The sequence below is a fragment of the Pseudomonas sp. GW821-FHT04D07 genome (genome assembly GCF_059420225.1).
Genome location: NZ_JBWKTH010000014.1, coordinates 24,270 through 47,182, shown reverse-complemented (window position 1 = coordinate 47,182; position 22,913 = coordinate 24,270). Strand labels below are relative to the sequence as shown.

General features: G+C 62.4%; 21 protein-coding genes. 13 read left to right on the top strand and 8 right to left on the bottom strand.

All coding sequences use genetic code 11. The features are described from left to right. The first annotated feature begins 68 nt into the window (after positions 1–68). The 10 genes from AC07T0_RS17655 to AC07T0_RS17610 all read left to right on the top strand — a co-directional run bounded on the left by AC07T0_RS17655 (position 69) and on the right by AC07T0_RS17610 (position 11,866). Entirely contained in the window at positions 69–1,079 is a 1,011-nt protein-coding gene (locus AC07T0_RS17655; protein ID WP_495002420.1) for an ornithine carbamoyltransferase, read from the top strand. 152 nt (positions 1,080–1,231) lie between these two features. Continuing rightward, positions 1,232–2,161, top strand: a complete 930-nt coding sequence (gene arcC, locus AC07T0_RS17650) for a carbamate kinase (protein ID WP_495002419.1) — start codon at positions 1,232–1,234, stop codon at positions 2,159–2,161. Positions 2,162–2,216: 55 nt separating this feature from the next. Beyond that, the gene (locus tag AC07T0_RS17645) at positions 2,217–2,576 is read left to right on the top strand and encodes a DUF5064 family protein (protein WP_495002418.1); all 360 of its coding nucleotides are present in this window, start codon (positions 2,217–2,219) and stop codon (positions 2,574–2,576) included. A gap of 55 nt (positions 2,577–2,631) precedes the next feature. After that, positions 2,632–4,140 carry a transcriptional regulator GcsR gene (gene gcsR, locus AC07T0_RS17640; protein WP_495002417.1) on the top strand — a complete coding sequence of 503 codons (1,509 nt, stop codon included), beginning with the start codon at positions 2,632–2,634 and terminating at the stop codon, positions 4,138–4,140. 551 nt (positions 4,141–4,691) lie between these two features. Next, the gene (gene gcvH / locus AC07T0_RS17635) at positions 4,692–5,069 is read left to right on the top strand and encodes a glycine cleavage system protein GcvH (RefSeq protein ID WP_495002416.1); all 378 of its coding nucleotides are present in this window, start codon (positions 4,692–4,694) and stop codon (positions 5,067–5,069) included. A 9-nt stretch (positions 5,070–5,078) separates the two neighbouring features. Further along, positions 5,079–7,928 (top strand): aminomethyl-transferring glycine dehydrogenase, encoded by a 2,850-nt coding sequence (gene gcvP / locus AC07T0_RS17630; RefSeq protein ID WP_495002415.1) that lies wholly within the window; start codon positions 5,079–5,081, stop codon positions 7,926–7,928. 140 nt (positions 7,929–8,068) lie between these two features. Continuing rightward, positions 8,069–9,445, top strand: coding sequence for an L-serine ammonia-lyase (locus AC07T0_RS17625; RefSeq protein ID WP_495002414.1), 1,377 nt, complete (start codon positions 8,069–8,071; stop codon positions 9,443–9,445). A 57-nt stretch (positions 9,446–9,502) separates the two neighbouring features. After that, on the top strand, positions 9,503–10,627 hold the full coding sequence (gcvT, locus tag AC07T0_RS17620) for a glycine cleavage system aminomethyltransferase GcvT (protein WP_495002413.1): 1,125 nt from the start codon (positions 9,503–9,505) through the stop codon (positions 10,625–10,627). Between the two features lie 425 nt (positions 10,628–11,052). After that, entirely contained in the window at positions 11,053–11,265 is a 213-nt protein-coding gene (locus AC07T0_RS17615) for a cold-shock protein (protein WP_495002412.1), read from the top strand. 115 nt (positions 11,266–11,380) lie between these two features. After that, positions 11,381–11,866, top strand: coding sequence for an RDD family protein (locus AC07T0_RS17610; protein ID WP_495002411.1), 486 nt, complete (start codon positions 11,381–11,383; stop codon positions 11,864–11,866). Positions 11,867–11,929: 63 nt separating this feature from the next. Here the strand turns inward: AC07T0_RS17610 and AC07T0_RS17605 are convergent, their stop codons facing one another. The 4 genes from AC07T0_RS17605 to rpoE all read right to left on the bottom strand — a co-directional run bounded on the left by AC07T0_RS17605 (position 11,930) and on the right by rpoE (position 15,762). After that, positions 11,930–13,363 carry a DegQ family serine endoprotease gene (locus AC07T0_RS17605; protein WP_495002410.1) on the bottom strand — a complete coding sequence of 478 codons (1,434 nt, stop codon included), beginning with the start codon at positions 13,361–13,363 and terminating at the stop codon, positions 11,930–11,932. 206 nt (positions 13,364–13,569) lie between these two features. Then, positions 13,570–14,547 (bottom strand): MucB/RseB C-terminal domain-containing protein, encoded by a 978-nt coding sequence (locus tag AC07T0_RS17600; RefSeq protein ID WP_495002409.1) that lies wholly within the window; start codon positions 14,545–14,547, stop codon positions 13,570–13,572. 8 nt (positions 14,548–14,555) lie between these two features. Further along, positions 14,556–15,149: a sigma-E factor negative regulatory protein gene (locus tag AC07T0_RS17595; protein ID WP_495002408.1), complete on the bottom strand. Its 594-nt coding sequence runs from the start codon at positions 15,147–15,149 to the stop codon at positions 14,556–14,558. 31 nt (positions 15,150–15,180) lie between these two features. Continuing rightward, a complete protein-coding gene (rpoE, locus tag AC07T0_RS17590; protein ID WP_017127586.1) occupies positions 15,181–15,762 on the bottom strand; it encodes an RNA polymerase sigma factor RpoE/AlgU in 582 nt (193 codons plus the stop codon). Positions 15,763–16,303: 541 nt separating this feature from the next. Here rpoE and nadB point away from each other — a divergent pair. Next, positions 16,304–17,920, top strand: coding sequence for an L-aspartate oxidase (gene nadB, locus AC07T0_RS17585; RefSeq protein WP_495002407.1), 1,617 nt, complete (start codon positions 16,304–16,306; stop codon positions 17,918–17,920). On the opposite strand, the gene AC07T0_RS17580 is transcribed toward nadB, so the two are convergent. Together AC07T0_RS17580 and AC07T0_RS17575 are read right to left on the bottom strand one after the other, a co-directional pair. Continuing rightward, positions 17,889–18,341: a protein YgfX gene (locus AC07T0_RS17580; protein WP_495002406.1), complete on the bottom strand. Its 453-nt coding sequence runs from the start codon at positions 18,339–18,341 to the stop codon at positions 17,889–17,891. The two genes, nadB and AC07T0_RS17580, sit on opposite strands and share 32 nt — an antisense overlap. After that, positions 18,325–18,579 (bottom strand): FAD assembly factor SdhE, encoded by a 255-nt coding sequence (locus AC07T0_RS17575; protein WP_100944438.1) that lies wholly within the window; start codon positions 18,577–18,579, stop codon positions 18,325–18,327. Before AC07T0_RS17575 ends, AC07T0_RS17580 begins: the two co-directional genes overlap by 17 nt. A gap of 150 nt (positions 18,580–18,729) precedes the next feature. On the opposite strand from AC07T0_RS17575, the gene ygfZ reads away from it, so the two are divergent. Next, positions 18,730–19,671, top strand: coding sequence for a CAF17-like 4Fe-4S cluster assembly/insertion protein YgfZ (gene ygfZ / locus AC07T0_RS17570; RefSeq protein WP_495002405.1), 942 nt, complete (start codon positions 18,730–18,732; stop codon positions 19,669–19,671). A 23-nt stretch (positions 19,672–19,694) separates the two neighbouring features. After that, entirely contained in the window at positions 19,695–20,516 is an 822-nt protein-coding gene (locus AC07T0_RS17565) for an HDOD domain-containing protein (RefSeq protein ID WP_495002404.1), read from the top strand. Between the two features lie 140 nt (positions 20,517–20,656). Here the strand turns inward: AC07T0_RS17565 and AC07T0_RS17560 are convergent, their stop codons facing one another. Together AC07T0_RS17560 and AC07T0_RS17555 are read right to left on the bottom strand one after the other, a co-directional pair. Further along, positions 20,657–22,045 (bottom strand): sensor histidine kinase, encoded by a 1,389-nt coding sequence (locus AC07T0_RS17560; RefSeq protein WP_495002403.1) that lies wholly within the window; start codon positions 22,043–22,045, stop codon positions 20,657–20,659. Beyond that, on the bottom strand, positions 22,038–22,709 hold the full coding sequence (locus AC07T0_RS17555) for a response regulator (protein ID WP_495002402.1): 672 nt from the start codon (positions 22,707–22,709) through the stop codon (positions 22,038–22,040). The genes AC07T0_RS17560 and AC07T0_RS17555 overlap by 8 nt, the downstream gene beginning before the upstream one ends. Between the last annotated feature and the right edge of the window lie 204 nt (positions 22,710–22,913).

Sequence of the window (22,913 nt, the reverse complement as noted above, 5' to 3'; positions counted from 1 at the left end):
CCTGCCCTTGCCCCCACGAAGGGCCATGGCCGGACAGGCGGATAACCCATACCCGAGGAGATCCACAAATGGCTTTTAATATGCGCAACCGCAGCTTGCTGAGCTTGATGCACCACACCAACCGCGAGCTGCACTACCTGCTCGACCTGTCCCGCGACCTCAAGCGCGCCAAGTACACCGGCACCGAGCAGCAGCACCTCAAAGGCAAGAACATCGCGCTGATCTTCGAAAAGACCTCGACCCGCACCCGTTGCGCCTTCGAAGTCGCGGCCCATGACCAGGGCGCCCACGTCACCTATATCGATCCGGTGTCGTCGCAGATCGGCCACAAGGAAAGCATGAAGGACACCGCCCGCGTACTCGGACGGATGTTCGACGCCATCGAATACCGCGGCTTCGAACAGGAGATCGTCGAAGAACTGGCCAAGTTCGCCGGCGTGCCGGTGTTCAACGGCCTGACCGCCGAATTCCACCCGACCCAGATGATCGCCGACACCCTAACCATGCGCGAGCACAGCGACAAGCCGCTGCATGACATCAGCTACGCCTATCTCGGTGATGCGCGCTACAACATGGGCAACTCGCTGCTGATGATCGGCGCCAAGCTCGGCATGGACGTGCGCATCGGCGCGCCGAAGGCGCTGTGGCCCCATGCAGACTTCATCGCCCAGTGCAAGGCCTTTGCCGAGGAAAGCGGCGCGCGCATCACCATCACCGAAGACCCGCAGGAAGCGGTCAAGGGCGTGGACTTCATCCACACCGATATCTGGGTGTCCATGGGTGAGCCAGTGGAAGCCTGGGACGAGCGCATCGAGCAACTGATGCCGTATCAGGTCAATGCGAAAATGATGAAAGCCGCGGGCAATCCCCGGGTCAAATTCATGCATTGCCTGCCGGCGTTCCATAACAGCGAAACCAAGGTCGGCAAGGATATCGCGGCGCGTTACCCGCACCTGGCCAATGGGGTTGAAGTAACCGAGGAGGTGTTCGAGTCGCCGGCCAATATCGCCTTCGAGCAGGCGGAAAACCGCATGCACACGATCAAAGCGATTCTGGTCTCGGCACTGGCGGATATCTAAGACCGGCGCTCCCCCCTTGTAGGAGCGAGCTTGCTCGCGATAAACGCACGGGCGCCGTGTTGTACCTGATGCCCCGCGTTATCGTTGACCTCCATCGCGAGCAAGCTCGCTCCTACCGGAGGACTCATGCAACCTCTGGAAGGACAGTACTTATGCGTATCGTCGTCGCCCTGGGCGGTAACGCCCTCCTGCGTCGTGGTGAACCCATGACCGCGGACAATCAACGCGCCAATATCCGAATCGCTACCGAACAGATGGCCAAAATCTACTCCGGCAACCAGTTGGTCATCGCTCACGGCAATGGCCCGCAGGTCGGTCTGCTGTCGTTGCAGGCCGCCGCCTACACCCAGGTCTCGCCGTACCCACTGGACGTGCTCGGCGCCGAAACCGAAGGCATGATCGGCTACATCATCGAACAGGAACTAGGCAACGTGCTGGACTTCGAGGTGCCCTTCGCCACCTTGCTCACCCAGGTCGAAGTCGACCCCAAGGACCCGGCTTTCCAACACCCGAGCAAGCCCATCGGTCCGGTGTATACCAAGGCCGAAGCGGAACAGCTGGCCGCCGAAAAAGGCTGGAGCATCGCCCCGGACGGCGATAAGTTCCGCCGCGTGGTCGCCAGCCCCAAACCCAAGCGCATCTTCGAGATTCGCCCGATCAAATGGCTGCTGGACAAGGGCAGCATCGTGATCTGTGCCGGCGGTGGCGGCATCCCGACGATGTACGGCGAGGACGGCAAGCTCAAGGGCATCGAAGCGGTGATCGACAAGGACCTGTGCTCGGCGCTGCTGGCCGAACAGCTGGACGCCGACCTGCTGGTGATCGCCACCGACGTCAATGCGGCTTTTGTCGACTGGGGCCAGCCGTCCCAGAAAGCCATTCTCCAGGCCCACCCCGACGATCTCGAAAAACTCGGTTTCGCCGCCGGCTCCATGGGCCCGAAAGTCCAGGCCGCCTGCGAGTTCGCCCGGCACACCGGCAAGGTCGCGGTGATCGGTTCACTGGCGGATATCGAGGCGATAGTCCAAGGTAAGGCAGGGACGCGGATCAGCACGGCAAAACCCGGCATCACCTATTCATAAGAACCATCGGGCAGGCCAGCGGTCTGCCCTACTCCATGCCTTGAAGGAGAACACCATGGCCACGTTCGAACCCGGTCACCTGCATATCCAGCGCGCGGCCTTGCAACCCGGGGATTTCAGTTACGACCTAAAGATCGACTATGAGGTGGTGCAGGATCCGAAGGAAGGCACGTCCATGCAGTTCACCCTGCACGGCGACATCAACCACAAAGCCTTCGAGGAGACTTTCACGCTGCCCAAGGACCTGGCTTTCAACTTCGCCAGCGAAGCCTTCCACATCGCGGTGAAGCACGGCATACCGAAAAACGTCGATCTGCGCACCATGCACGGCCACTACGACCGGATGTTCGAAGACGTGCGCGCGCAACTCCACGCCAAATCCGGCGACCCAGTGAAACCCGAGCATTTGGAGTAACACCCCACGCCAAGGCATAATTGCCGCCCTCGCGCCCGGAACACCGAATCGCCCCATGCGTATCCATGTCAGCTTCATCGACCGCGTCGGCATCACCCAGGAAGTCCTGGCCCTGCTCGGTGGTCGCAATCTCAACCTGGATGCGGTGGAGATGGTTCCGCCCAATGTCTATATCGACGCCCCGACCCTCAGCCCGCAAGTGCTGGAGGAGTTGCGCGACGCCCTGTTCAGCGTCCGTGGCGTACAGGCGGTAACGGTGGTCGACATCCTGCCGGGACAGCGTCGACACCTGCAACTCGACGCCCTGCTCGCGGCCATGACCGACCCGGTGCTGGCCCTGGACAGTGCCGGCCATGTGCTGCTGGCCAACCCGGCACTGATCGCCCTGTACGGTCGCGAGCCAGCCGGCGAAAGCGTCGCCGAACTCTTTGCCGATCCCAAGCTCCTGGACAGCTTGCTGGAAAATGGTTTTCGCCTGCCACTGCGGGAAATCACCGTCAACGGCCAGACCCTGCTGCTGGACGCCACGCCGATCACCGATGCCGGCGCGCTGCTGACCCTCTATCAACCGAGCCGCATCGGTGAGCGCCTGTCGGCCCTGCACCACGACCATGCCGAAGGTTTCGATGCGCTGCTCGGCGAGTCCCCGGCGATCCGCACCCTCAAGACTCGTGCCCAACGGGTTGCGGCCCTCGACGCACCGCTGCTGATCCAGGGTGAAACCGGCACCGGCAAGGAACTGGTGGCGCGCGCCTGCCATGCCATCAGTACGCGCCATGGCGCACCGTTCCTGGCCCTGAACTGCGCGGCCCTGCCGGAGAACCTCGCCGAAAGCGAACTGTTCGGCTACGCCCCCGGGGCCTTTACCGGCGCCCAGCGCGGCGGTAAGCCGGGGCTGATGGAGCTGGCGAACCAGGGCACGGTGTTTCTCGATGAAATCGGCGAAATGTCGCCGTACCTGCAAGCCAAGTTGCTGCGTTTTCTCAATGACGGCAGCTTCCGCCGCGTCGGCGGGGATCGCGAGGTCAAGGTCAATGTGCGGATACTCAGCGCCACCCACCGCAACCTGGAGAAGATGGTCAGTGAGGGCAGCTTTCGCGAAGACTTGTTCTACCGGCTGAACGTGCTCAACGTCGAGGTTCCGCCACTGCGTGAACGCGGCCAGGACATCCTGCTGCTGGCGCGCTACTTCATGCAGCAGGCCTGCACGCAGATCCAGCGCCCGGTCTGCCGGTTGGCGCCCGGAACCTACCCGGCGCTGCTGGACAACCGCTGGCCGGGTAATGTGCGGCAGTTGCAGAACGTAATTTTCCGGGCGGCGGCGATCTGCGAAAGCAGCGTGGTCGACATCGGTGACCTGGATATCGCCGGAACCTCCGTGGCACGCCAGAGCGATCCCGAGATCGACAGCCTGGAACAGGCGGTGGAGGATTTCGAGAGGACCCTGCTGGAAAAGCTCTACCAGCAGTACCCCTCGACCCGGCAATTGGCCAGCCGCCTGCAGACCTCCCATACGGCCATTGCCCATCGGCTGCGCAAATACGGCATTCCCGGCAAGCCCTGACAAACCACGCCCCCCAAGGCACCAAAGAACCTTGTAGGAGCCCGGCTTGCCGGCGATGGCGTCCTCATGGCTGGTGCAAGGCTCGAGGACCTCATCGCTGGCAAGCCAGCTCCCACACAGGACGCGGCAGCCACAGTATTTTGCGGTGATACGCCGACCTGCAGGAGCCGGCTTGCCGGCGATGGCGTCCTTGTGGTCGAAGCAAGGTTTTAGAGCCTCATCGCTGGCAAGCCAGCCCACAGGGCTCGTCGACGCCAAAAACGACCTTCATCTGTACTGAAAGCGCTACAGTGGAATGATTTCGCTACACTTCGGGCCAATCCCCGTTCCACAAGGCTTTGATCCTGCTAGGCTTTTTTTCTGCTCTCCAGCTGTAGCGATTTCGCTACAGAGATTGCCGTCCGGCGCACACAAAAAACCAGCAACTCATTGATTTACAAGCCTTATTCAGTATTGGCCACAAACTTGCTAAGGGAATCCCATTCAGCGGGACGTCGATCCCGCATCCCTGCGTCCACCTGACGACGAGTCTGGCCCCCTTAGGAGTTTCCATGAGCGAGTTGCGTTTTACTGAAGACCACGAATGGCTGCGTAGCGAAGCCGATGGCAGTGTCACGGTCGGCATCACGGTGTTCGCCCAGGACGCCCTCGGCGACGTGGTGTTTGTGCAACTGCCGGAACTGCAGCACTACGACAAAGGCGCCGAAGCCGCCACCGTGGAATCGGTCAAGGCCGCCAGCGGCGTGTACATGCCCCTGGACGGTGAAGTGCTCGAATTCAACCCGGCGCTGGCGGACACTCCCGAGCTGGTCAACGAAGATCCGCTGGGCGCCGGCTGGTTTTTCCGCTTCCAGCCTACCGATGCCTCGGCAGTCGCTAGACTGCTGGATCAGGACGCCTACGACCGCCTGATCAAAGCCAACGCCTGAGGAACCGTCATGACTGTCAATCTCAGCACCGCCAACGAATTCATTGCCCGTCATATCGGCCCGCGCCAGGCGGACGAACAGGCCATGCTCGAAACCCTCGGTTTCGACTCCCTGCAAGCCCTCAGCGCCAGCGTGATCCCCGACAGCATCAAGGGCACCAGCGTCCTTGACCTCGGGGCCGGGCAAAGCGAAGCCGACGCCCTGGCGTCGATCAAGGCCATCGCCGCAAAAAACCAGCTGTTCAAGACCTATATCGGCCAGGGCTACTACAACTGCCATACGCCGTCGCCGATCCTGCGCAACCTCCTGGAAAACCCGGCCTGGTACACCGCCTACACCCCCTACCAGCCGGAAATCTCCCAGGGCCGCCTGGAAGCGCTACTGAATTTCCAGACCCTGATCAGCGACCTCAGCGGCCTGCCGATCGCCAATGCCTCGCTGCTCGACGAAGCCACCGCCGCCGCCGAAGCCATGACCTTCTGCAAGCGCCTGAGCAAGAACAAGGGCAGCAACGCCTTCTTCGCCTCCGTGCACTGCCATCCGCAGACCCTCGACGTATTGCGCACCCGCGCCGAACCCCTGGGCATCGACGTGGTGGTCGGCGACGAACACCAACTGACCGACGTCAGCCCGTTCTTCGGCGCCCTGCTGCAATACCCGGCAAGCAACGGTGATCTGTTCGACTACCGCGCCCTGACCGAGCGTTTCCACGCCGTCAACGCCCTGGTGGCGGTTGCCGCCGACCTGCTGGCGCTGACCCTGCTGACCCCGCCGGGCGAGTTCGGCGCCGACGTGGCCATCGGCAGCGCCCAACGCTTCGGCGTACCGCTGGGCTTCGGTGGCCCGCACGCGGCCTACTTCTCCACCCGCGATGCGTTCAAGCGCGACATGCCTGGCCGTCTGGTCGGCGTCTCGGTCGACCGTTTCGGCAAGCCGGCCCTGCGCCTGGCCATGCAGACCCGCGAGCAACATATCCGTCGCGAGAAAGCCACCAGCAACATCTGCACCGCCCAGGTACTGCTGGCCAACATCGCCAGCATGTACGCGGTGTATCACGGTCCAAAAGGCCTGACCCAGATCGCCCGGCGCATCCACAGCCTCACCGCGATCCTCGCCAAGGGCCTCGACGCACTGGGCCTGGCGGTCGAGCAGGAACACTTCTTCGACACCCTGACCCTGAACACCGGCGTGCATACCGCCGCCCTGCACGAACAGGCCCGCGCCCAGCGCATCAACCTGCGTGTCGTGGATGCCCAGCGCCTGGGCCTGTCCCTGGACGAAACCAGCAGCCAGGCCGATATCGAAGCCCTGTGGAAACTGCTGGCCGGCGGCAAGGCCGTGCCGGGCTTCAACGTGCTTGCCGCGTCGCTGGAAAGCCGTATCCCGGCCGCCCTGGTGCGCCAGTCGGCAATCCTCAGCCACCCGGTGTTCAACCGTTATCACTCGGAAACCGAGCTGATGCGCTACCTGCGCAAGCTGGCCGACAAGGACCTGGCCCTGGATCGGACCATGATCCCGCTGGGCTCCTGCACCATGAAGCTCAACGCCGCCAGCGAAATGATCCCGGTGACCTGGGCCGAATTCGGGGCCCTGCACCCGTTCGCCCCGGCCGAGCAGAGCGCCGGCTACCAGCAACTGACCGATGAGCTGGAAGCGATGCTCTGCGCCGCCACCGGTTACGACGCGATTTCCCTGCAACCGAACGCCGGTTCCCAGGGCGAATACGCCGGCCTGCTGGCGATCCGTGCCTACCACCAGAGCCGTGGCGATGAACGCCGCGATATCTGCCTGATCCCGTCGTCGGCCCACGGTACCAACCCGGCGACCGCCAACATGGCCGGCATGCGCGTGATCGTCACCGCCTGCGATGCCCGCGGCAACGTCGATATCGAGGACCTGCGAGCCAAGGCTATCGAGCACCGCGAACACCTTGCCGCGCTGATGATCACCTACCCGTCGACCCACGGCGTGTTCGAGGAAGGTATCCGCGAAATCTGCGGCATCATTCATGACAACGGCGGCCAGGTATACATCGACGGCGCCAACATGAACGCCATGGTCGGCCTCTGTGCCCCGGGCAAGTTCGGCGGCGACGTGTCGCACCTGAACCTGCACAAGACCTTCTGCATTCCCCACGGCGGTGGCGGCCCGGGCGTCGGTCCGATCGGCGTGAAGTCGCACCTGACCCCGTTCCTGCCGGGTCATGCCAGCATGGAACGCAAGAAAGGCGCGGTGTGCGCGGCGCCGTTCGGCAGCGCGAGCATCCTGCCGATCACCTGGATGTATATCCGCATGATGGGTGGCGAAGGCCTCAAGCGCGCCTCGCAACTGGCGATCCTCAATGCCAACTACATCGCCCGACGCCTGGAAGAGCACTACCCCGTGCTCTACAGCGGCAGCAACGGCCTGGTGGCGCACGAGTGCATCCTTGACCTGCGCCCGTTGAAGGACAGCAGTGGCATCAGTGTCGATGACGTCGCCAAGCGCCTGATCGACTTCGGCTTCCACGCCCCGACCATGTCGTTCCCGGTGGCCGGCACCCTGATGATCGAGCCGACCGAAAGCGAATCCAAGGAAGAACTGGACCGTTTCTGCGACGCCATGATCCACATTCGCGAAGAAATCCGTGCGGTGGAAAACGGCAGCCTGGACAAGGACGACAACCCGCTGAAGAACGCCCCGCACACCGCGGCGGAGATCGTCGGCGAGTGGTTCCATCCGTATAGCCGCGAACAAGCGGTGTACCCGGTGGCGTCGTTGATCGAAGCCAAGTACTGGCCACCAGTGGGACGTGTCGACAACGTGTTCGGCGACCGCAACCTGGTCTGCGCTTGCCCGTCGATCGAGAACTACGCCTGACCCCCCGTGGGAGCCGGCTTGCCGGCGATGAACGATGACACGGTCTTGCTGAAGGACCGCGTCGCCCCAATCGCCGGCAAGCCGGCTCCCACAGGAGAGCGTATCCATCACCATAATAAGAATGATCCCGGAGAACCCACATGTCCCTGAGCGTGTTCGACCTGTTCAAGATCGGCATCGGTCCCTCCAGCTCCCACACCGTCGGTCCGATGCGCGCAGCCGCGCGTTTCGTCGAGGGCTTGCGGCGCGAGCAACTGCTGTCACAGACCACCAGCGTCAAAGTCGAGCTGTACGGCTCGCTCGGCGCCACCGGCAAAGGCCACGGCAGCGACAAGGCCGTGCTCCTGGGCCTGGAAGGTGAACACCCGGATACCGTCGATACCGAAACCGTCGCCGCCCGCCTGCAGACCATCCGCAGCAACGGACGCCTGAATCTGCTCGGCGAACACTCCATCGAATTCAATGAAAAACTCCACCTGGCGATGATCAGGAAACCCCTGGCCTATCACCCCAACGGCATGATTTTCCGCGCCTTCGACGCCGCCGGCATCCAGATCCGCAGCCGCGAGTACTACTCGGTGGGCGGCGGTTTCGTGGTCGATGAAGACGCCGCCGGCGCCGACCGCATCGTCGAGGACAGCACACCGCTGACCTTCCCGTTCAAAAGCGCCAAGGAACTGCTCGGCCATTGCACCACCTACGGCCTGTCCATCAGCCAGGTGATGCTGACCAACGAAAGTGCCTGGCGCCCGGAAGCGGAAACCCGCGCCGGCCTGCTGAAGATCTGGCAGGTCATGCAGGACTGCGTCGACGCTGGTTGCCGCAATGAAGGCATCCTGCCCGGCGGGTTGAAGGTCAAACGCCGCGCCGCCGCACTGCACCGGCAATTGTGCAAGCACCCGGAAGCGGCACTGCGCGATGCGCTGTCAGTGCTGGACTGGGTCAACCTCTATGCCCTGGCGGTCAATGAGGAAAACGCCAACGGCGGCCGTGTGGTCACCGCGCCCACCAATGGCGCGGCCGGGATCGTCCCGGCCGTGCTGCATTACTACATGCGCTTCATTGCCGGCGCCAACGAGGACGGCGTGGTGCGGTTCCTCCTCACCGCCGCCGCCATCGGTATTCTCTACAAGGAAAACGCCTCGATCTCCGGTGCCGAAGTCGGCTGCCAGGGCGAAGTCGGCGTGGCCTGCTCGATGGCCGCCGGGGCCTTGTGCGAAGTGCTCGGCGGCACGGTGCAACAAGTGGAAAACGCCGCCGAAATCGGCATGGAACACAACCTCGGCCTGACCTGCGACCCCATTGGCGGATTGGTACAAGTGCCGTGCATCGAACGCAACGCCATGGGTTCGGTGAAAGCCATCAACGCCGTGCGCATGGCCTTGCGCGGCGACGGCCAGCACTTCGTCTCCCTCGACAAGGTGATTCGTACCATGCGCCAGACCGGCGCCGACATGAAAAGCAAATACAAGGAGACCGCCCGCGGCGGTCTGGCCGTCAACATCATCGAGTGCTGACCCTCATTCAAGGGGAGTGGCTTTGCCTATCCCCTCCACACCCTACAAGGAGCTGCAATGTCCACCGAATCCCTCAAGCAAACCCCGCTGCACGCCCTGCACCTGCAACTCGGCGCGCGCATGGTGCCATTTGCCGGCTATGACATGCCGGTGCAATACCCTCTGGGTGTGATGAAAGAACACCAGCACACCCGTGAAAAAGCCGGGCTGTTCGATGTCTCGCACATGGGCCAGATCCGCCTGGTCGGCGCCGCTGCCGCCAAGGCCCTGGAAGCCCTGGTGCCGGTGGACATCGTCGACCTGCCGGTGGGCATGCAGCGTTATGCGATGTTCACCAACGAATCCGGTGGCATCCTCGATGACCTGATGGTCGCCAACCTGGGCAACGACGAACTGTTCCTGGTGGTCAATGCCGCCTGCAAGGAACAGGATCTGGCGCACCTGCAAAAACACCTGGGCCATCTGTGCCAGGTCCTGCCCCTGTTCGAGGAGCGCGCCCTGCTCGCCCTGCAAGGCCCGGCCGCGGTCAGCGTGCTGGCGCGCCTGGCCCCGGAAGTGACAAAAATGACCTTCATGCAGTTCGCCGCCGTGCGCCTGCTGGGGGTCGACTGCTACGTCAGCCGCTCCGGCTACACCGGCGAAGACGGTTTCGAGATTTCCGTACCGGCGGCCAGCGCCGAGGCCCTGGCCCGCAGCCTGCTGGCCGAAGCCGAGGTCGAGGCCATCGGCCTGGGGGCCCGTGACTCGCTGCGCCTCGAAGCCGGCCTGTGCCTATACGGGCACGACATGAATACCGACACCTCCCCGGTAGAGGCCAGCCTGCTCTGGGCAATCTCCAAAGTGCGGCGCGCCGACGGTGCGCGGGCCGGCGGATTCCCTGGCGCCGAGGCGATCTTTGCCCAGCAGCAACAGGGTGTGTCACGCAAACGTGTGGGCCTGTTACCGCAAGAACGCACACCGGTGCGTGAAGGCGCGGAAATCGTCGATCAGGACGGCAAGGTGATCGGCAACGTCTGCAGCGGCGGCTTCGGTCCGACCCTCGGTGCCCCTCTGGCCATGGGCTATGTAGACAGCTCGCAGGCCGCCCTGGAGAGTGAAGTCTGGGCCATCGTGCGCGGCAAGCGCGTCCCCCTCAAGGTGAGCAAAATGCCGTTTGTGCCACAGCGTTACTACAGGGGCTGATACACCGCTATCAACAGGGGTTGATACCCCCTGTTGATACTTACAGTAACAACTAAGCCTTAGACGAAACAACGCACTACCTTGTCACGCAACCGCCACAAAACAGTGCATATATTCATTCATGAACTTGTTTTATAACAGTCGACAATAAGCCCCCCCCAGCTGGGGCACAGCGACAATCTGCAAGGCCAGACACCCCCTGTAAACAGGCGTAAACCCGGGTTTGCGCAGGGCTTGTTTTTTCTCCCGGAGTTGGCGTAGAGTTTCTCTACTGTGTTTGCATGGGTCGCTTGGAATCGTGACCTGGGCAGTAGCCTGAAGTTTGCTACAACCCGTTCGACGTCTCTTACTTTCCTGCAACCCAGCCCAGTACTCTTTCATATGAAAGGGACTGTCATTAATTTTAGCGTCAAGGAAATAAGAAAATGGCTGATCGTCAGAAGGGTATCGTCAAGTGGTTTAACGACGAGAAAGGTTTTGGTTTTATCACTCCAGAAAGCGGTCCGGATCTGTTCGTCCATTTCCGCGCTATTCAGGGCAACGGTTTCAAGAGCCTGAAAGAAGGCCAAAAAGTGACCTTCATCGCCGTGCAGGGCCAGAAAGGCATGCAGGCGGATGAAGTGCAAGCGGAAGCCTGATCCCCCGGGAACCAACCTTCTTGCAATGAAAAGCCCCTGATATTGATATCAGGGGCTTTTTTATTGACGCAATTTCGTAAAATGGCTTTTTTCAGCCCCCACAGAGAGAGCCGCCATGTCGAAACACGCGCTGAGCCCCCAGGGCGATTTTCCCGCCGCCGGCCTGGGCCGTCGCCTGGCCGCGATGTTCTATGACTTCTTGCTGTGTACGGCGCTGCTGATCGTCACCGGCTTTGTCTACAAGCTGGTGCAGATGGCGATCGTCGGCGAGCAGCAACTGCGCAAGCTATCCGATGCCGGGGCACTGGACGGCGACCCGCTGCTATCGACGATCCTGGTGTTCGTGCTGTTCGGCTTTTTCGCCAAGTTCTGGACCTACAAGGGCCAGACCCTGGGCATGCAGGTCTGGGGGATTCGCGTACAGAACGCCGACGGTACGGCCATCAGCCTCTGGCAGGCGCTGCTGCGGTTTATCGTGTCCATTGCCTCCTGGCTGTTCGGCCTGGGTTTCCTCTGGTCGCTGGTCGACAAGCAAAAACGCAGCTGGCACGACATCTACTCCAATAGCCAGTTGGTCCGGCTGCCCAAGCCAGCCAGGTGAGCAGGCAAAAAAAAGCCCACCTGTTCCGAGGCGGGCTTTTTCATACGGCGACTTCAGTCGGGCTTATTCAGCCAGCTTGAAGGTAATGAAGCTGGCACGTCCCTGACGCAGCACGCGCATGGACACCGAACGATTCTTCGGCAGAGCCTTGGCAATCTCGGTGAACTGCGCCGCGCTGGTGATCGCCTGGTTGTTCAGGTGGGTGATCACATCGCCTGGCTGCAGGCCGATCAAGGCCGCGGGACCGTCCTGGACGTCCTTGATGACCACGCCACCCTTGAGGTCATTGTCTTTCTTCTGGTCATCGCTCAGCTCGACCACGGAAATCCCCAGGCGGTTGCTGCTGCGCTCGGCGCCGTTGGCCTTGGCGATATCCATTTCCTTGCCTTCGTCCGGAATCGCACCGACCGTCAGGTCCACGGTCTTGCGTTTGCCTTCACGAATCACTTCCAGGGAGGCTTTCTCACCGGCTTTCAACGCGCCGACCAGATGCGGCAGATCGGCCGACAGCTCGATCGGCTGGCCGTTCATGCTGAGGATCACGTCACCGACCTGCAAGCCACCCTTGGCGGCCGGGCCACCGTCCTGCACCTGGGCAACCAGGGCACCGGCCGGTTTGTCCAGGCCGAACGACTCGGCCAGGTCCTTGTTGACCTCCTGGATCACCACCCCCAACCAGCCACGGCTGACCTTGCCGCCGGCCTTCAGTTGATTGGATACGTCCATGGCCACATCGATCGGGATCGCGAAGGAAACCCCCATGAAGCCACCGGAACGGGTGTAGATCTGCGAGTTGATCCCGACCACTTCACCCTTGAGGTTGAACAGCGGACCACCGGAGTTACCCGGGTTGATCGGCACGTCGGTCTGGATGAACGGGACATAGTTCTCGTTCGGCAGGCTGCGTCCCACGGCGCTGACGATGCCCTGGGTCACGGTATGGTCAAAGCCAAATGGCGAACCGATGGCCACGACCCACTGGCCGGCCTTCAGGTCCTTGGACTTGCCCAACGTGAGGGTCGGCAGGTCCTTGCCGTCGATCTTCAGCAGCGCCACGTCGGAACGCGGATCGGTGCCTACCAGCTTGGCCTTGAGCTCACTGCGATCAGCCAGGCGTACCACGATCTCGTCCGCGTCGGCGACCACGTGGTTGTTGGTCAGGATGTAGCCGTCCTTGGAGATGATGAACCCCGAGCCCAGGGACTGGGCTTCACGCTGGCGACCACCGCCACTGCCACCGCCTTTTGGACTGCGCGGCTGCGGGAAACCACGGAAAAATTGCTGGATTTCCGGCGGCAGGCCTTCCAGGCCCTGTATGTCGGAGACCTTGCGATCCGGCAGTTTCTGGGTGGTGCTGATGTTGACCACCGCAGGCGAAGCCTGCTCCACCAGTTGGGTGAAGTCGGGCAAGTCAGCGGCCTGGGCGGTCAACGCCTGGCCGAGCACCAGGACGGTGGCGACAATGGACAGATAAGACTTCAAGCGTGGCATCGACATATGGCTCCCGTGAACAACGAGCATGATTAAGCGATAGGCCCCAGCAAACCCCGGGCATGACACGCCGGGACTTCTGGACCGGAAACAGCAAACAAGGCCAGAGCCGAGAAGCTCTGACCTATAGGAAAATTCAGGGATATTTGCAAATGAATTTGATCACCAGACATTTCCGCACCAGCCCCCAGCAAGCCTCATGATTCAGCTGCTCATTGCTTGGCCTGAGCGTCACCGGAACGCATGGACAGCGCAATCCGTTCGGCGGTACCGATCGGAATCTCCCCCACCACCGTGACCATGATATCGCCGCCCGGCGTGGTCAGGCGTCGAGACACCGCGACCGTCGGCCCCAACTGGGCCCGGGCGTCTGTCACCGAGGCACCGTTGAGGGGTTCAAGGAACACCGAAAACCGTGAAAGACCGTCGTCATACATCAAGCTGCTGACCTGGACCTTGGTCGCCGGGTCGACCCGCGCCGTGCTGCTGACCAGTTCAAAACCCGCTGGCAGCCAGTCCGAATGCCACAACTGGGCTGCCGCAGCCCCCAGTGCCTGCGCCTTGGGCTGGGCCTGGTTGGTCAACAGGACCACCGGCTTGCACTCGGCACTTGGCTGCACCTGGCTCTCCTCGGGAGGCTGGGTGGTATTCAATTCAGTGAACTGGAAGCGTTCGAGCAACTGCCCCTTGTCATTGAGCAACAATGACTTCAAGGGCAAACCGGTCTCACGGTCCAGATGCAGTTCAAAACCATAACGGTGCTGGTCACGCGGCGTCAGCGAAACCACCACGGCCGGACGACCGGCCACGCGCGACTTGCCGACGACAGCGATGTCATACCAGGTCTTGAGTGTTTGCGGATCCAGCGGGCGGGTATGGGAATCGGGCATATCGCCGAGCCCCGCCACCAGTGCACCACTGACGCACTGGGTGTGACCATCGACGCGAACAACCTCTTGTGCCGAGCCATCGAGCTGGATCAGACGTTCACGAACCTTGCCATCGCGCACCAGGTGCCAGATGCCATGGGTAGAAAAACTACCGTTGCGTTCGTAGACGAAAGTGCCCTGAAAGCTTTGCTGCTGCTCGGCTTGCCCAAGACGGTTCAACCAGTCCTGGGCCTCATCGGCCTGGGCTGGAAGAACCCACCAGCCACTGAGCACCAGCGTTAGAAGAGGTAGCGCGCGCATGATCCTCCTTAACGGTTTTCCAGGCTGGCGGCACGGGCATAAGGCAGAGCGCTTTCAGTGCCCTTGAGTGCGGCCTGTTGCGCATGCTGGCGCAGGTAGCCTGGTAGACGCTGGTCGTGCCAGCCGGACTGGCCTTGCTGCAACACGCCATTGGCCATCGGGCCAGTCGCCTGGTCGCGGCTTTCAGTGTAGCCGGCCAGCACCGCAGGGCCTTTGGCCGTCGGCGCAACCAGACCTGGCTGGTTCGACTGCTGGGCCAGTTGGGCACCGACGATGTCATCCTGGTTGTACAGACGTACACCGGCCAGCACGGCCAAGGTGACCGAAGCCGCCACGGCCAGACGCCCGAGGGTACGCCAGGGACCACGAGTAGTTTTCGCCGGGACTTCCTCACCGGCCAGGGCCGCGGAAACAGCCGAGGCGAGATCCAGGCGCGGGTCCAACAGTTCTTTGTGCATCACTGCCCGGGCGATTTGGTAACGAGACCAGGTGGCACGGGTCTCGGCATCGTCAAGGGCATTGAGCACCCGACGCAATTCCAGTTCATCCGCTTCGTTATCCATCACCGCGGACAGCGATTCCTGCAGGGCTTCACGACTCATGGCGGTTCCTCTCTTGGCTGTCGCCGCTGTCTCAGGTTTCCTGCAACAACGGCTGCAGGGCTTTATCGATGGCCTCCCGAGCGCGGAAAATCCGGGAGCGCACGGTGCCCACCGGACACTGCATGACCGCTGCAATGTCCTCATAACTCAGACCGTCGAATTCACGTAAAGTTAAAGCCGTACGCAAATCTTCTGGCAGCTGCTGGATGGTCCGATGGACAGTGCCTTCGATCTCATCCCGCAGCAATGCACGCTCCGGCGACTCGAGGTCCTTGAGGCCATGATCGCCGTCGTAGAACTCCGCGTCCTCTGAACTCACATCGCTGTCTGGTGGCCTGCGACCGCGGGACACCAGATAGTTCTTCGCCGTGTTGATGGCGATGCGGTAGAGCCAGGTGTAAAAGGCACTGTCACCGCGAAAATTGCCCAACGCACGGTAGGCTTTGATAAAGGCTTCTTGTGCAACGTCCTGGGCTTCATGGGTGTCGTGCACGAATCGCACGATCAACCCGAGAATTTTGTGCTGATACTTCAGCACCAGCAGATCAAATGCCCGCTTGTCGCCGCGTTGAACGCGCTCGACCAGCTGCTGATCCTCTTCCTGGGTTAGCATGAACACTCCTCATAGGACCTGAAGGAGGCGCGCATCGCTAATTGACCAGGCTTGCAAACATAGACTCGGGCTTCTGGCAAAAGTTCTCCCCCTTCAAGCAAGTTTCCTGTGATCCGCCGAACGGACACACACGAAAAACGCAGCACGGCCAGCGCCGACTGCGTGAATAATCTGGTCGTCGAATCTGCTTGCGCGGGCCGTCTCAGGCACCTCGCACAAAGCCGACGCTGTCCCCTTCTTTCAGGCACCCCGCATGGGAGCCCGGAGCCCCGTAAAAGTTCCCGGAACCCCCAGCGGGTGATGGCATTGTGATGGTTATGCTGACCACGGCTGCCTGAGCCTTGGTTATAGCTGAAAAATCATCGCCTTACCCTGCAAAAGCGCATGCATGGCGGCATGGACTGGCGCACACTCAACGCCCACAGCCCTTTCACAATGCCACAAAGGCCCGGCTATTGTGCCGCTCCCCCCAGCCATATACTAGTGGGCTGTCGGGCGGGGCCCGGTAACTGCCCCCGGGCGCTTTTTTCGGATGTTTCAGATGAGCCGACATTTTCAACACGATGTGCTGGTGATTGGCAGCGGTGCCGCCGGCCTGAGCCTGGCGCTCACCCTGCCCAGCCATCTGCGCATTGCCGTACTGAGCAAGGGCAACCTGGCCAATGGTTCGACCTTCTGGGCCCAGGGCGGGGTCGCCGCGGTGCTCGACGACACCGACACCGTGCAGTCCCACGTCGAGGACACCCTCAACGCCGGCGGCGGCCTGTGCCACGAAGACGCCGTGCGCTTCACCGTCGAGCACAGCCGCGAGGCCATCCAGTGGTTGATCGACCAGGGCGTGCCGTTTACCCGCGACGAAGCAGCCAGCGCCGATGACGGCGGTTTCGAGTTCCACCTGACCCGCGAGGGCGGCCACAGCCATCGGCGCATCATCCATGCCGCCGATGCCACCGGCGCGGCGATCTTCAAGACCCTGCTGGAGCAAGCCCGCCAGCGCCCCAATATCGAGCTGCTGGAACAACGGGTCGCCGTCGACCTGATCACCGAAAAACGCCTGGGCCTGGCCGGCGACCGCTGCCTGGGCGCCTACGTACTCGATCGCGGCACCGGTGAGGTCGACACCTATGGCGCGCGCTTCACCGTGCTCGCCTCGGGTGGCGCAGCCAAGGTCTACCTCTACACCAGCAACCCCGACGGCGCCTGCGGCGACGGCATCGCCATGGCCTGGCGTTCAGGCTGCCGGGTGGCGAACCTGGAGTTCAACCAGTTCCACCCCACCTGTCTGTATCACCCGCAGGCCAAGAGTTTCCTGATCACCGAGGCGCTGCGTGGCGAAGGCGCGCACCTGAAGCTGCCCAACGGCGAACGTTTCATGCCGCGTTTCGACCCACGGGCCGAGCTGGCGCCACGGGACATCGTGGCCCGGGCCATCGACCATGAAATGAAGCGCCTGGGGATCGACTGCGTCTACCTGGATATCAGCCACAAGCCTGAAGCCTTTATCAAGGCGCACTTCCCGACGGTGTACGAGCGCTGCCTGGAATTTTCCATCGACATCACCAAAGGCCCGATCCCGGTGGTCCCGGCCGCGCACTACACCTGCGGCGGGGTGCTGGTGGACCAACAGGGCCGCACCGATGTCCCCGGCCTGTACGCCATCGGCGAGACCAGCTTCACCGGCCTTCACGGCGCCAATCGCATGGCCAGCAACTCGCTACTCGAATGCTTCGTCTACGCCCGCTCGGCGGCGGCCGACATTCTCCAGCAGCTGCCGCAGGTCGCCGTACCGGCCGCGCTGCCGAGCTGGGATGCGAGCCAGGTAACCGACTCGGACGAGGACGTGATCATCGCGCACAACTGGGACGAGCTGCGGCGTTTCATGTGGGACTATGTCGGCATCGTGCGCACCAACAAGCGCCTGCAACGGGCACAACACCGGGTGCGCCTGCTGCTGGACGAGATCGATGAGTTTTATAGCAACTACAAAGTCAGCCGCGACCTGATCGAGTTGCGTAACCTGGCCCAGGTCGCCGAACTGATGATTCGTTCGGCGATGGAACGCAAGGAAAGCCGGGGCCTGCATTACACCCTCGACTATCCGGACCTGTTGCCCGAAGCGCTGGACACTATCCTGGTGCCGCCCACCTACGCCGACTGAATTTCAAGCGTACGCGCAGGCGCCGATGCATGTCCGGCGCCTGTGCATCCCAGGGCACACACAGCGCACGGACCCGGCGCTCACCCGGCAAACGAAAACGCAGCACCACCAGCCACGGCAAGGCCAGGCTGTCGCGGCACAACTGCACCGACTGCCAACCCGTGGCCCGACTCCACAGTTGCCAGCCCTGTTCGTCGCGGCGCAAACCGGTAAAAGCCGACGGATGACTCAGCAACAACTGCCGTGGCAGCACCCAGGCGCCATGGACCAGGCACAGCAAAGCCCCGGACAGACTTGCCCAGAGCGGAATATCCAGCAGACAAAGCGAAACCAGGGCCAGGCCGAGAGCCCCGAGATAGGCCGCCGGCAACAGCCGTGAGGCCTGCCAGCGACATTCGAACAGATTACTTGGGCTGGACACGATCCAGGATCATGCGAACCATTCGCTGCAACTCAGGATCTTCCGACTCGGAGCGCTCCATGAACCAGCCGAACATGTCCTGATCTTCGCATTCGAGCAGGTTGCGATAGCAGTCGCGGTCGGCCTGGCTCAGATGCGGGTACACCTCCCTGACGAACGGTACCAGCAACACATCCAGCTCCAGCATACCGCGGCGGCTGTGCCAATAGAGGCGATTGAGTTCTACATCTTCGACCATGGAGCGCTCCTCAAATTTGAGCGCAAGTATACAGCCCCGCGCGCGCGCCGACAGTCGGCTTTGGTCGGGGGCGCCGGCAGCGTTGTGAACTACCCATTTGCCAGGCGCCCCTCTATGATGTCTCCCATCCTTTTGCCGCTGCGATGACCCATGGCCGATTCCGCTTTTTTCTGCACGCTGACCCACGAAGGCGTTCTTGCCGTTCGCGGCACCGACGCCGCCAAGTTCCTCCAGGGCCAACTGACCTGCAACCTCAACTACCTGAGTGACGCCCGGGCCAGCCTCGGTGCGCGCTGCACGCAAAAAGGCCGCATGCAGTCGAGTTTTCGTATCCTGCTCGAAGGCGACGGCGTGCTGCTGGCAATGGCGAGCGAGCTGCTGGAAGCGCAACTGGCGGACCTGAAAAAATACGCCGTGTTCTCCAAATCCAAACTCACCGACGAAAGCGCCGGCTGGGTCCGCTTCGGGCTCGGCGACGCCGACGCCGCCTTGCGTGGCCTGGGCCTTGAGCTGCCGAGCGAGACCGATGCGGTGGTCCGCGCGGACGGCCTGATCGCCCTGCGGGTTTCCCCGGCGCGCAGCGAACTCTGGGTCCCGGCGGACCAGGCCGCTCGGGTCCGCGAGCAACTGGCCGGAGCGTTGCGCGAAGCCGATCTGAACACCTGGCTGCTGGGTCAGGTGCGGGCCGGGATCGGCCAGGTCATGCCACAGACCCGCGAACTGTTTATCCCGCAAATGCTCAATTTGCAGGCTGTCGGTGGCGTAAGCTTCAAAAAAGGCTGTTATACAGGGCAGGAAATCGTCGCCCGCATGCAGTACCTGGGCAAGCTCAAACGCCGCCTCTATCGTCTGGCGCTGGTCGCCGAGCAACTGCCGGAGCCGGGTAGCGCGCTGTTCGCCCCCTCCCATGGCAGTGCCATCGGTGAAGTGGTGATTGCCGCCCAGGCGGAAAATGGCATTGAACTACTGGCCGTTCTGCAGGCCGAAGCTGCAGAAGCAGGTCATGTCCATCTGGGTGATTTGCAAGGTCCGGCCCTGACACTGCTGGACCTGCCCTATCAACTGGATCGCGACAGCGAAATCCAGCGTTAACCGCACCGCCCTAGAGAATTGAAATGAACAAGCTGGCGGAAAAGGTCCAACAGGATTTGGTCAAGGCCATCGACAACGATGATCTGGTTCTGCCGACCCTGCCGGAAGTGGCCCTGAAGATTCGCAAGGCAGCCGAAGATCCGGAGATCAGCGTCAGCACCTTGAGCAAAGTGATCGGTGGCGATACCGCGTTGTCGGCACGCCTGATCAAGGTGGTCAACAGTCCGTTGCTGCGGGCCAGCCATGAAGTCACCGACCTGCACACCGCCATCACCCGGCTGGGGGTCAACTACAGCAGCAACCTGGCCATCGGCCTGGTCATGGAGCAGATTTTCCATGCCCGCTCCGAAGTGGTGGAGCAGAAGATGCGTGAGGTCTGGCGCAAGAGCCTGGAGATCGCCGGGGTCTGCTACGTGCTGTGCCGCAACTTCACCTTGCTCAAGCCGGACCAGGCGGCGTTGGGCGGTTTGGTGCACCAGATCGGCGTCCTGCCGATCCTGACCTATGCCGAGGATCACTACGAGTTGCTCGCCGATCCGCTGAGCCTGGATCACGTGATCGATAGCATTCATCCGCTGCTCGGGGATGAGTTGCTGAAGGTCTGGGAGTTTCCGGAAATGCTCGCCAAGCTGCCCGGGCAATACCTGAACCTGGAACGTGACAGCAAAAACATCGACTATATCGGTCTGGTGCAGATTGCCAGTGTGTTTTGCCATCAGGGCACGGAGCATCCTTTCGGGCAGATTGCCCTGGGCGACTTGAAAGCCTTTATCAAGTTGGGGCTGGACGCGGAGAGCAGCACCCTCAGTGATCAGCTCAACGAGGCACGGGAGATGTTCCGCTAGAAACGGGCCCCCTACACAAAATCTGTGTCCGATGACGGATTATTGTGGGAGCCGGCTTGCTGGCGATGACCGCCGATCAGACGATGCAAGGCCCACGGGCCTCATCGCTGGCAAGCCAGCGACAAAGTTTTGTGGTGTTTTCAGGAAGTGGCGATAAAGCTCACGCGGACCTTCAGGCCGTGGGGCTGCGCATCATGCAAAGTGATCTGCGCCAGGTGCGCCCGACAGATCTCGCCGACAATCGCCAGTCCCAGCCCGGCGCCGACGCCCTGCTGATGGCGCCGGTAAAAGCGCTCGAAGACCCGCCCCCGCTCTTCCCACGGAATCCCCGGCCCGTCGTCCTCCACCTCGAGCACCGCCGGCAAACCAACCCGCAGGATCACATTGCCCCCGGACGGCGTATGGGCCAGGGCGTTGTCCACCAAATTACTCAACAGCTCGTTGAGCAAGGTCGGCTCGCCCCGCAGCCACACCGGTTCATCGGCCTCCAGTGCCAAGGCCACGCCCCGCGCATGGGCCAACGGCGCCATCGCCATGCCCAGCTCCCGCGCCAGCTGACTGAGGTCGAGCAACTGCGCGCCGCCCTCGGCAATCGCCCGTGCGCCATTTTCGATCCGCGCCAGCGACAACAACTGGTTGGCCAGGTGGGTCAGGCGGTCCGTGCCCTGGGCCGCGGCCTCCAGGGTCTCGCGCCAGGTCGCCGACTCCGTCGCCCGCAAGCCCAGTTCAAGACGCGCCTTGAGCGCCGCCAGAGGCGTGCGCAGCTCATGGGCGGCATCGGCGATAAACTGCCCCTGGCGCTCGAACTGTCGACGCAGGCGCTCGGTGAAGTGATTGAGCGAGCGCACCAACGGCTGGAGCTCATGCTGCACCTCCACCAGCGGCAAGGGCCGCAGATCATCCGGCTGACGCTCCTCCACAGCCGCGCGCAAACGTTCCAGCGGACGCAACGCCGCGCTCACGGCAAACCCCACCAGCAATAGCGCCCCCAGCGCCAGCATCCCCACGCGCAACAGCGTGTCGGCCATCAGGCTGCGGGCCATGTTCTCCCGGACCTCAACGGTCTCGGCCACGCGAATTTCCGCCGTGCCGTTCATATTCGGCTCGCTGACCACCTTGAGCAGGCTCACCACCCGCACCTTCTGCCCCCGATATTGGCCATTGTAGAACCGCGCCAGCGCCGGATAGTCATCGGTGCGCGGCGTTCCGGGCGGTGGTACAGGGAGGTTTTCGTAACCGGAAATCAACTGCCGGTGGATGTCGTTGACCTGATAGTAGATCCGCCCGGCGCTGTCATAGGCAAAAGTGTCCAGAGCGACATACGGTACATTGACGCTCAGGCTGCCGTCGTGTTGCGACAGGCCCGCGGCAATGGTTCGCGCCGAGGCCAGCAGGGTGCGGTCATAAGCCGTGTCCGCGGCCTCGCGACCATTGTTGTAGGCACTCCAACCGCTGGCGAGCATCAACACCACCAGCAACAGCGCCAGGTCGCGCAGCAGCCGCCAGCGCAGGCTGCCGGCCTTATGCATCGCGATGCTCGAGCAGATAGCCGAGACCGCGAAAGGTGACGATGGCCACCGCCTGGCCGTCGAGCTTCTTGCGCAGACGATGCACGTAGATTTCGATGGCATCGGTGCTGGCCTCCTCGTCCAGTCCGAAGACCTGCGCGGCCAACTGCTCCTTGCTCATCACCCGACCGGGTCGGGCAACCAACGCTTCGAGCACCGCCTGTTCACGAGACGTTAGGGTCAACAGTTCGTCGCCGAGGGTAAAACGCCGGGTGTCCAGGTCGTAGACCAACGCACCGCAACGCTGCTGACGCTCACCGCCCAGAACGCTGCGCCGTAACAACGCCTTGACCCGCGCCTCCAGCTCGCTGAGCTCGAACGGCTTGGCCAGGTAATCGTCCGCCCCCAGGTTCAGCCCATGGACGCGGTCCTTCACATCACTGCGCGCGGTCAGCATCAGTACCGGCAGGTTCTTGCCCCGTGCACGCAAACGGGCCAGCACCTCGAACCCGTCCAGGCGCGGCAGGCCCACGTCAAGAATCGCCACGGCGTATTCCTGACTGCTCAATGCCAGGTCAGCGGCCACCCCATCGTGCAGCACATCCACGGTCAACCCCGCGCTCTTGAGCGCCTGGGCCACACTTTCAGCCAATTGGGGATGGTCTTCGACCAGAAGCACACGCATGGTTTTCCTACCTCGACAAGGGTGACGTCAAACGCCCTTCCGGGGCCGGAGTCTACCGGATAAACAAACCACCGCTAGTCATCACCGCCTCTGTTTGCAGGGCCTATCACACTGAAAGCATAGTGAAAGATTGATCCGTTATAATCCCTTAACGGGAAGTTACGAGCACTGCCCACCACCACCCCTGAAGCCGAAAGCACTTCA

Bases quoted from the DNA above. Each gene is read 5' to 3' on its own strand.
- AC07T0_RS17655 (WP_495002420.1), top strand. From the start codon at position 69: ATGGCTTTTAATATGCGCAACCGCAGCTTGCTGAGCTTGATGCACCAC.
- arcC (WP_495002419.1), top strand. From the start codon at position 1,232: ATGCGTATCGTCGTCGCCCTGGGCGGTAACGCCCTCCTGCGTCGTGGT.
- AC07T0_RS17645 (WP_495002418.1), top strand. From the start codon at position 2,217: ATGGCCACGTTCGAACCCGGTCACCTGCATATCCAGCGCGCGGCCTTG.
- gcsR (WP_495002417.1), top strand. From the start codon at position 2,632: ATGCGTATCCATGTCAGCTTCATCGACCGCGTCGGCATCACCCAGGAA.
- gcvH (WP_495002416.1), top strand. From the start codon at position 4,692: ATGAGCGAGTTGCGTTTTACTGAAGACCACGAATGGCTGCGTAGCGAA.
- gcvP (WP_495002415.1), top strand. From the start codon at position 5,079: ATGACTGTCAATCTCAGCACCGCCAACGAATTCATTGCCCGTCATATC.
- AC07T0_RS17625 (WP_495002414.1), top strand. From the start codon at position 8,069: ATGTCCCTGAGCGTGTTCGACCTGTTCAAGATCGGCATCGGTCCCTCC.
- gcvT (WP_495002413.1), top strand. From the start codon at position 9,503: ATGTCCACCGAATCCCTCAAGCAAACCCCGCTGCACGCCCTGCACCTG.
- AC07T0_RS17615 (WP_495002412.1), top strand. From the start codon at position 11,053: ATGGCTGATCGTCAGAAGGGTATCGTCAAGTGGTTTAACGACGAGAAA.
- AC07T0_RS17610 (WP_495002411.1), top strand. From the start codon at position 11,381: ATGTCGAAACACGCGCTGAGCCCCCAGGGCGATTTTCCCGCCGCCGGC.
- AC07T0_RS17605 (WP_495002410.1), bottom strand. From the start codon at position 13,363: ATGTCGATGCCACGCTTGAAGTCTTATCTGTCCATTGTCGCCACCGTC.
- AC07T0_RS17600 (WP_495002409.1), bottom strand. From the start codon at position 14,547: ATGCGCGCGCTACCTCTTCTAACGCTGGTGCTCAGTGGCTGGTGGGTT.
- AC07T0_RS17595 (WP_495002408.1), bottom strand. From the start codon at position 15,149: ATGAGTCGTGAAGCCCTGCAGGAATCGCTGTCCGCGGTGATGGATAAC.
- rpoE (WP_017127586.1), bottom strand. From the start codon at position 15,762: ATGCTAACCCAGGAAGAGGATCAGCAGCTGGTCGAGCGCGTTCAACGC.
- nadB (WP_495002407.1), top strand. From the start codon at position 16,304: ATGAGCCGACATTTTCAACACGATGTGCTGGTGATTGGCAGCGGTGCC.
- AC07T0_RS17575 (WP_100944438.1), bottom strand. From the start codon at position 18,579: ATGGTCGAAGATGTAGAACTCAATCGCCTCTATTGGCACAGCCGCCGC.
- ygfZ (WP_495002405.1), top strand. From the start codon at position 18,730: ATGGCCGATTCCGCTTTTTTCTGCACGCTGACCCACGAAGGCGTTCTT.
- AC07T0_RS17565 (WP_495002404.1), top strand. From the start codon at position 19,695: ATGAACAAGCTGGCGGAAAAGGTCCAACAGGATTTGGTCAAGGCCATC.
- AC07T0_RS17560 (WP_495002403.1), bottom strand. From the start codon at position 22,045: ATGCATAAGGCCGGCAGCCTGCGCTGGCGGCTGCTGCGCGACCTGGCG.
- AC07T0_RS17555 (WP_495002402.1), bottom strand. From the start codon at position 22,709: ATGCGTGTGCTTCTGGTCGAAGACCATCCCCAATTGGCTGAAAGTGTG.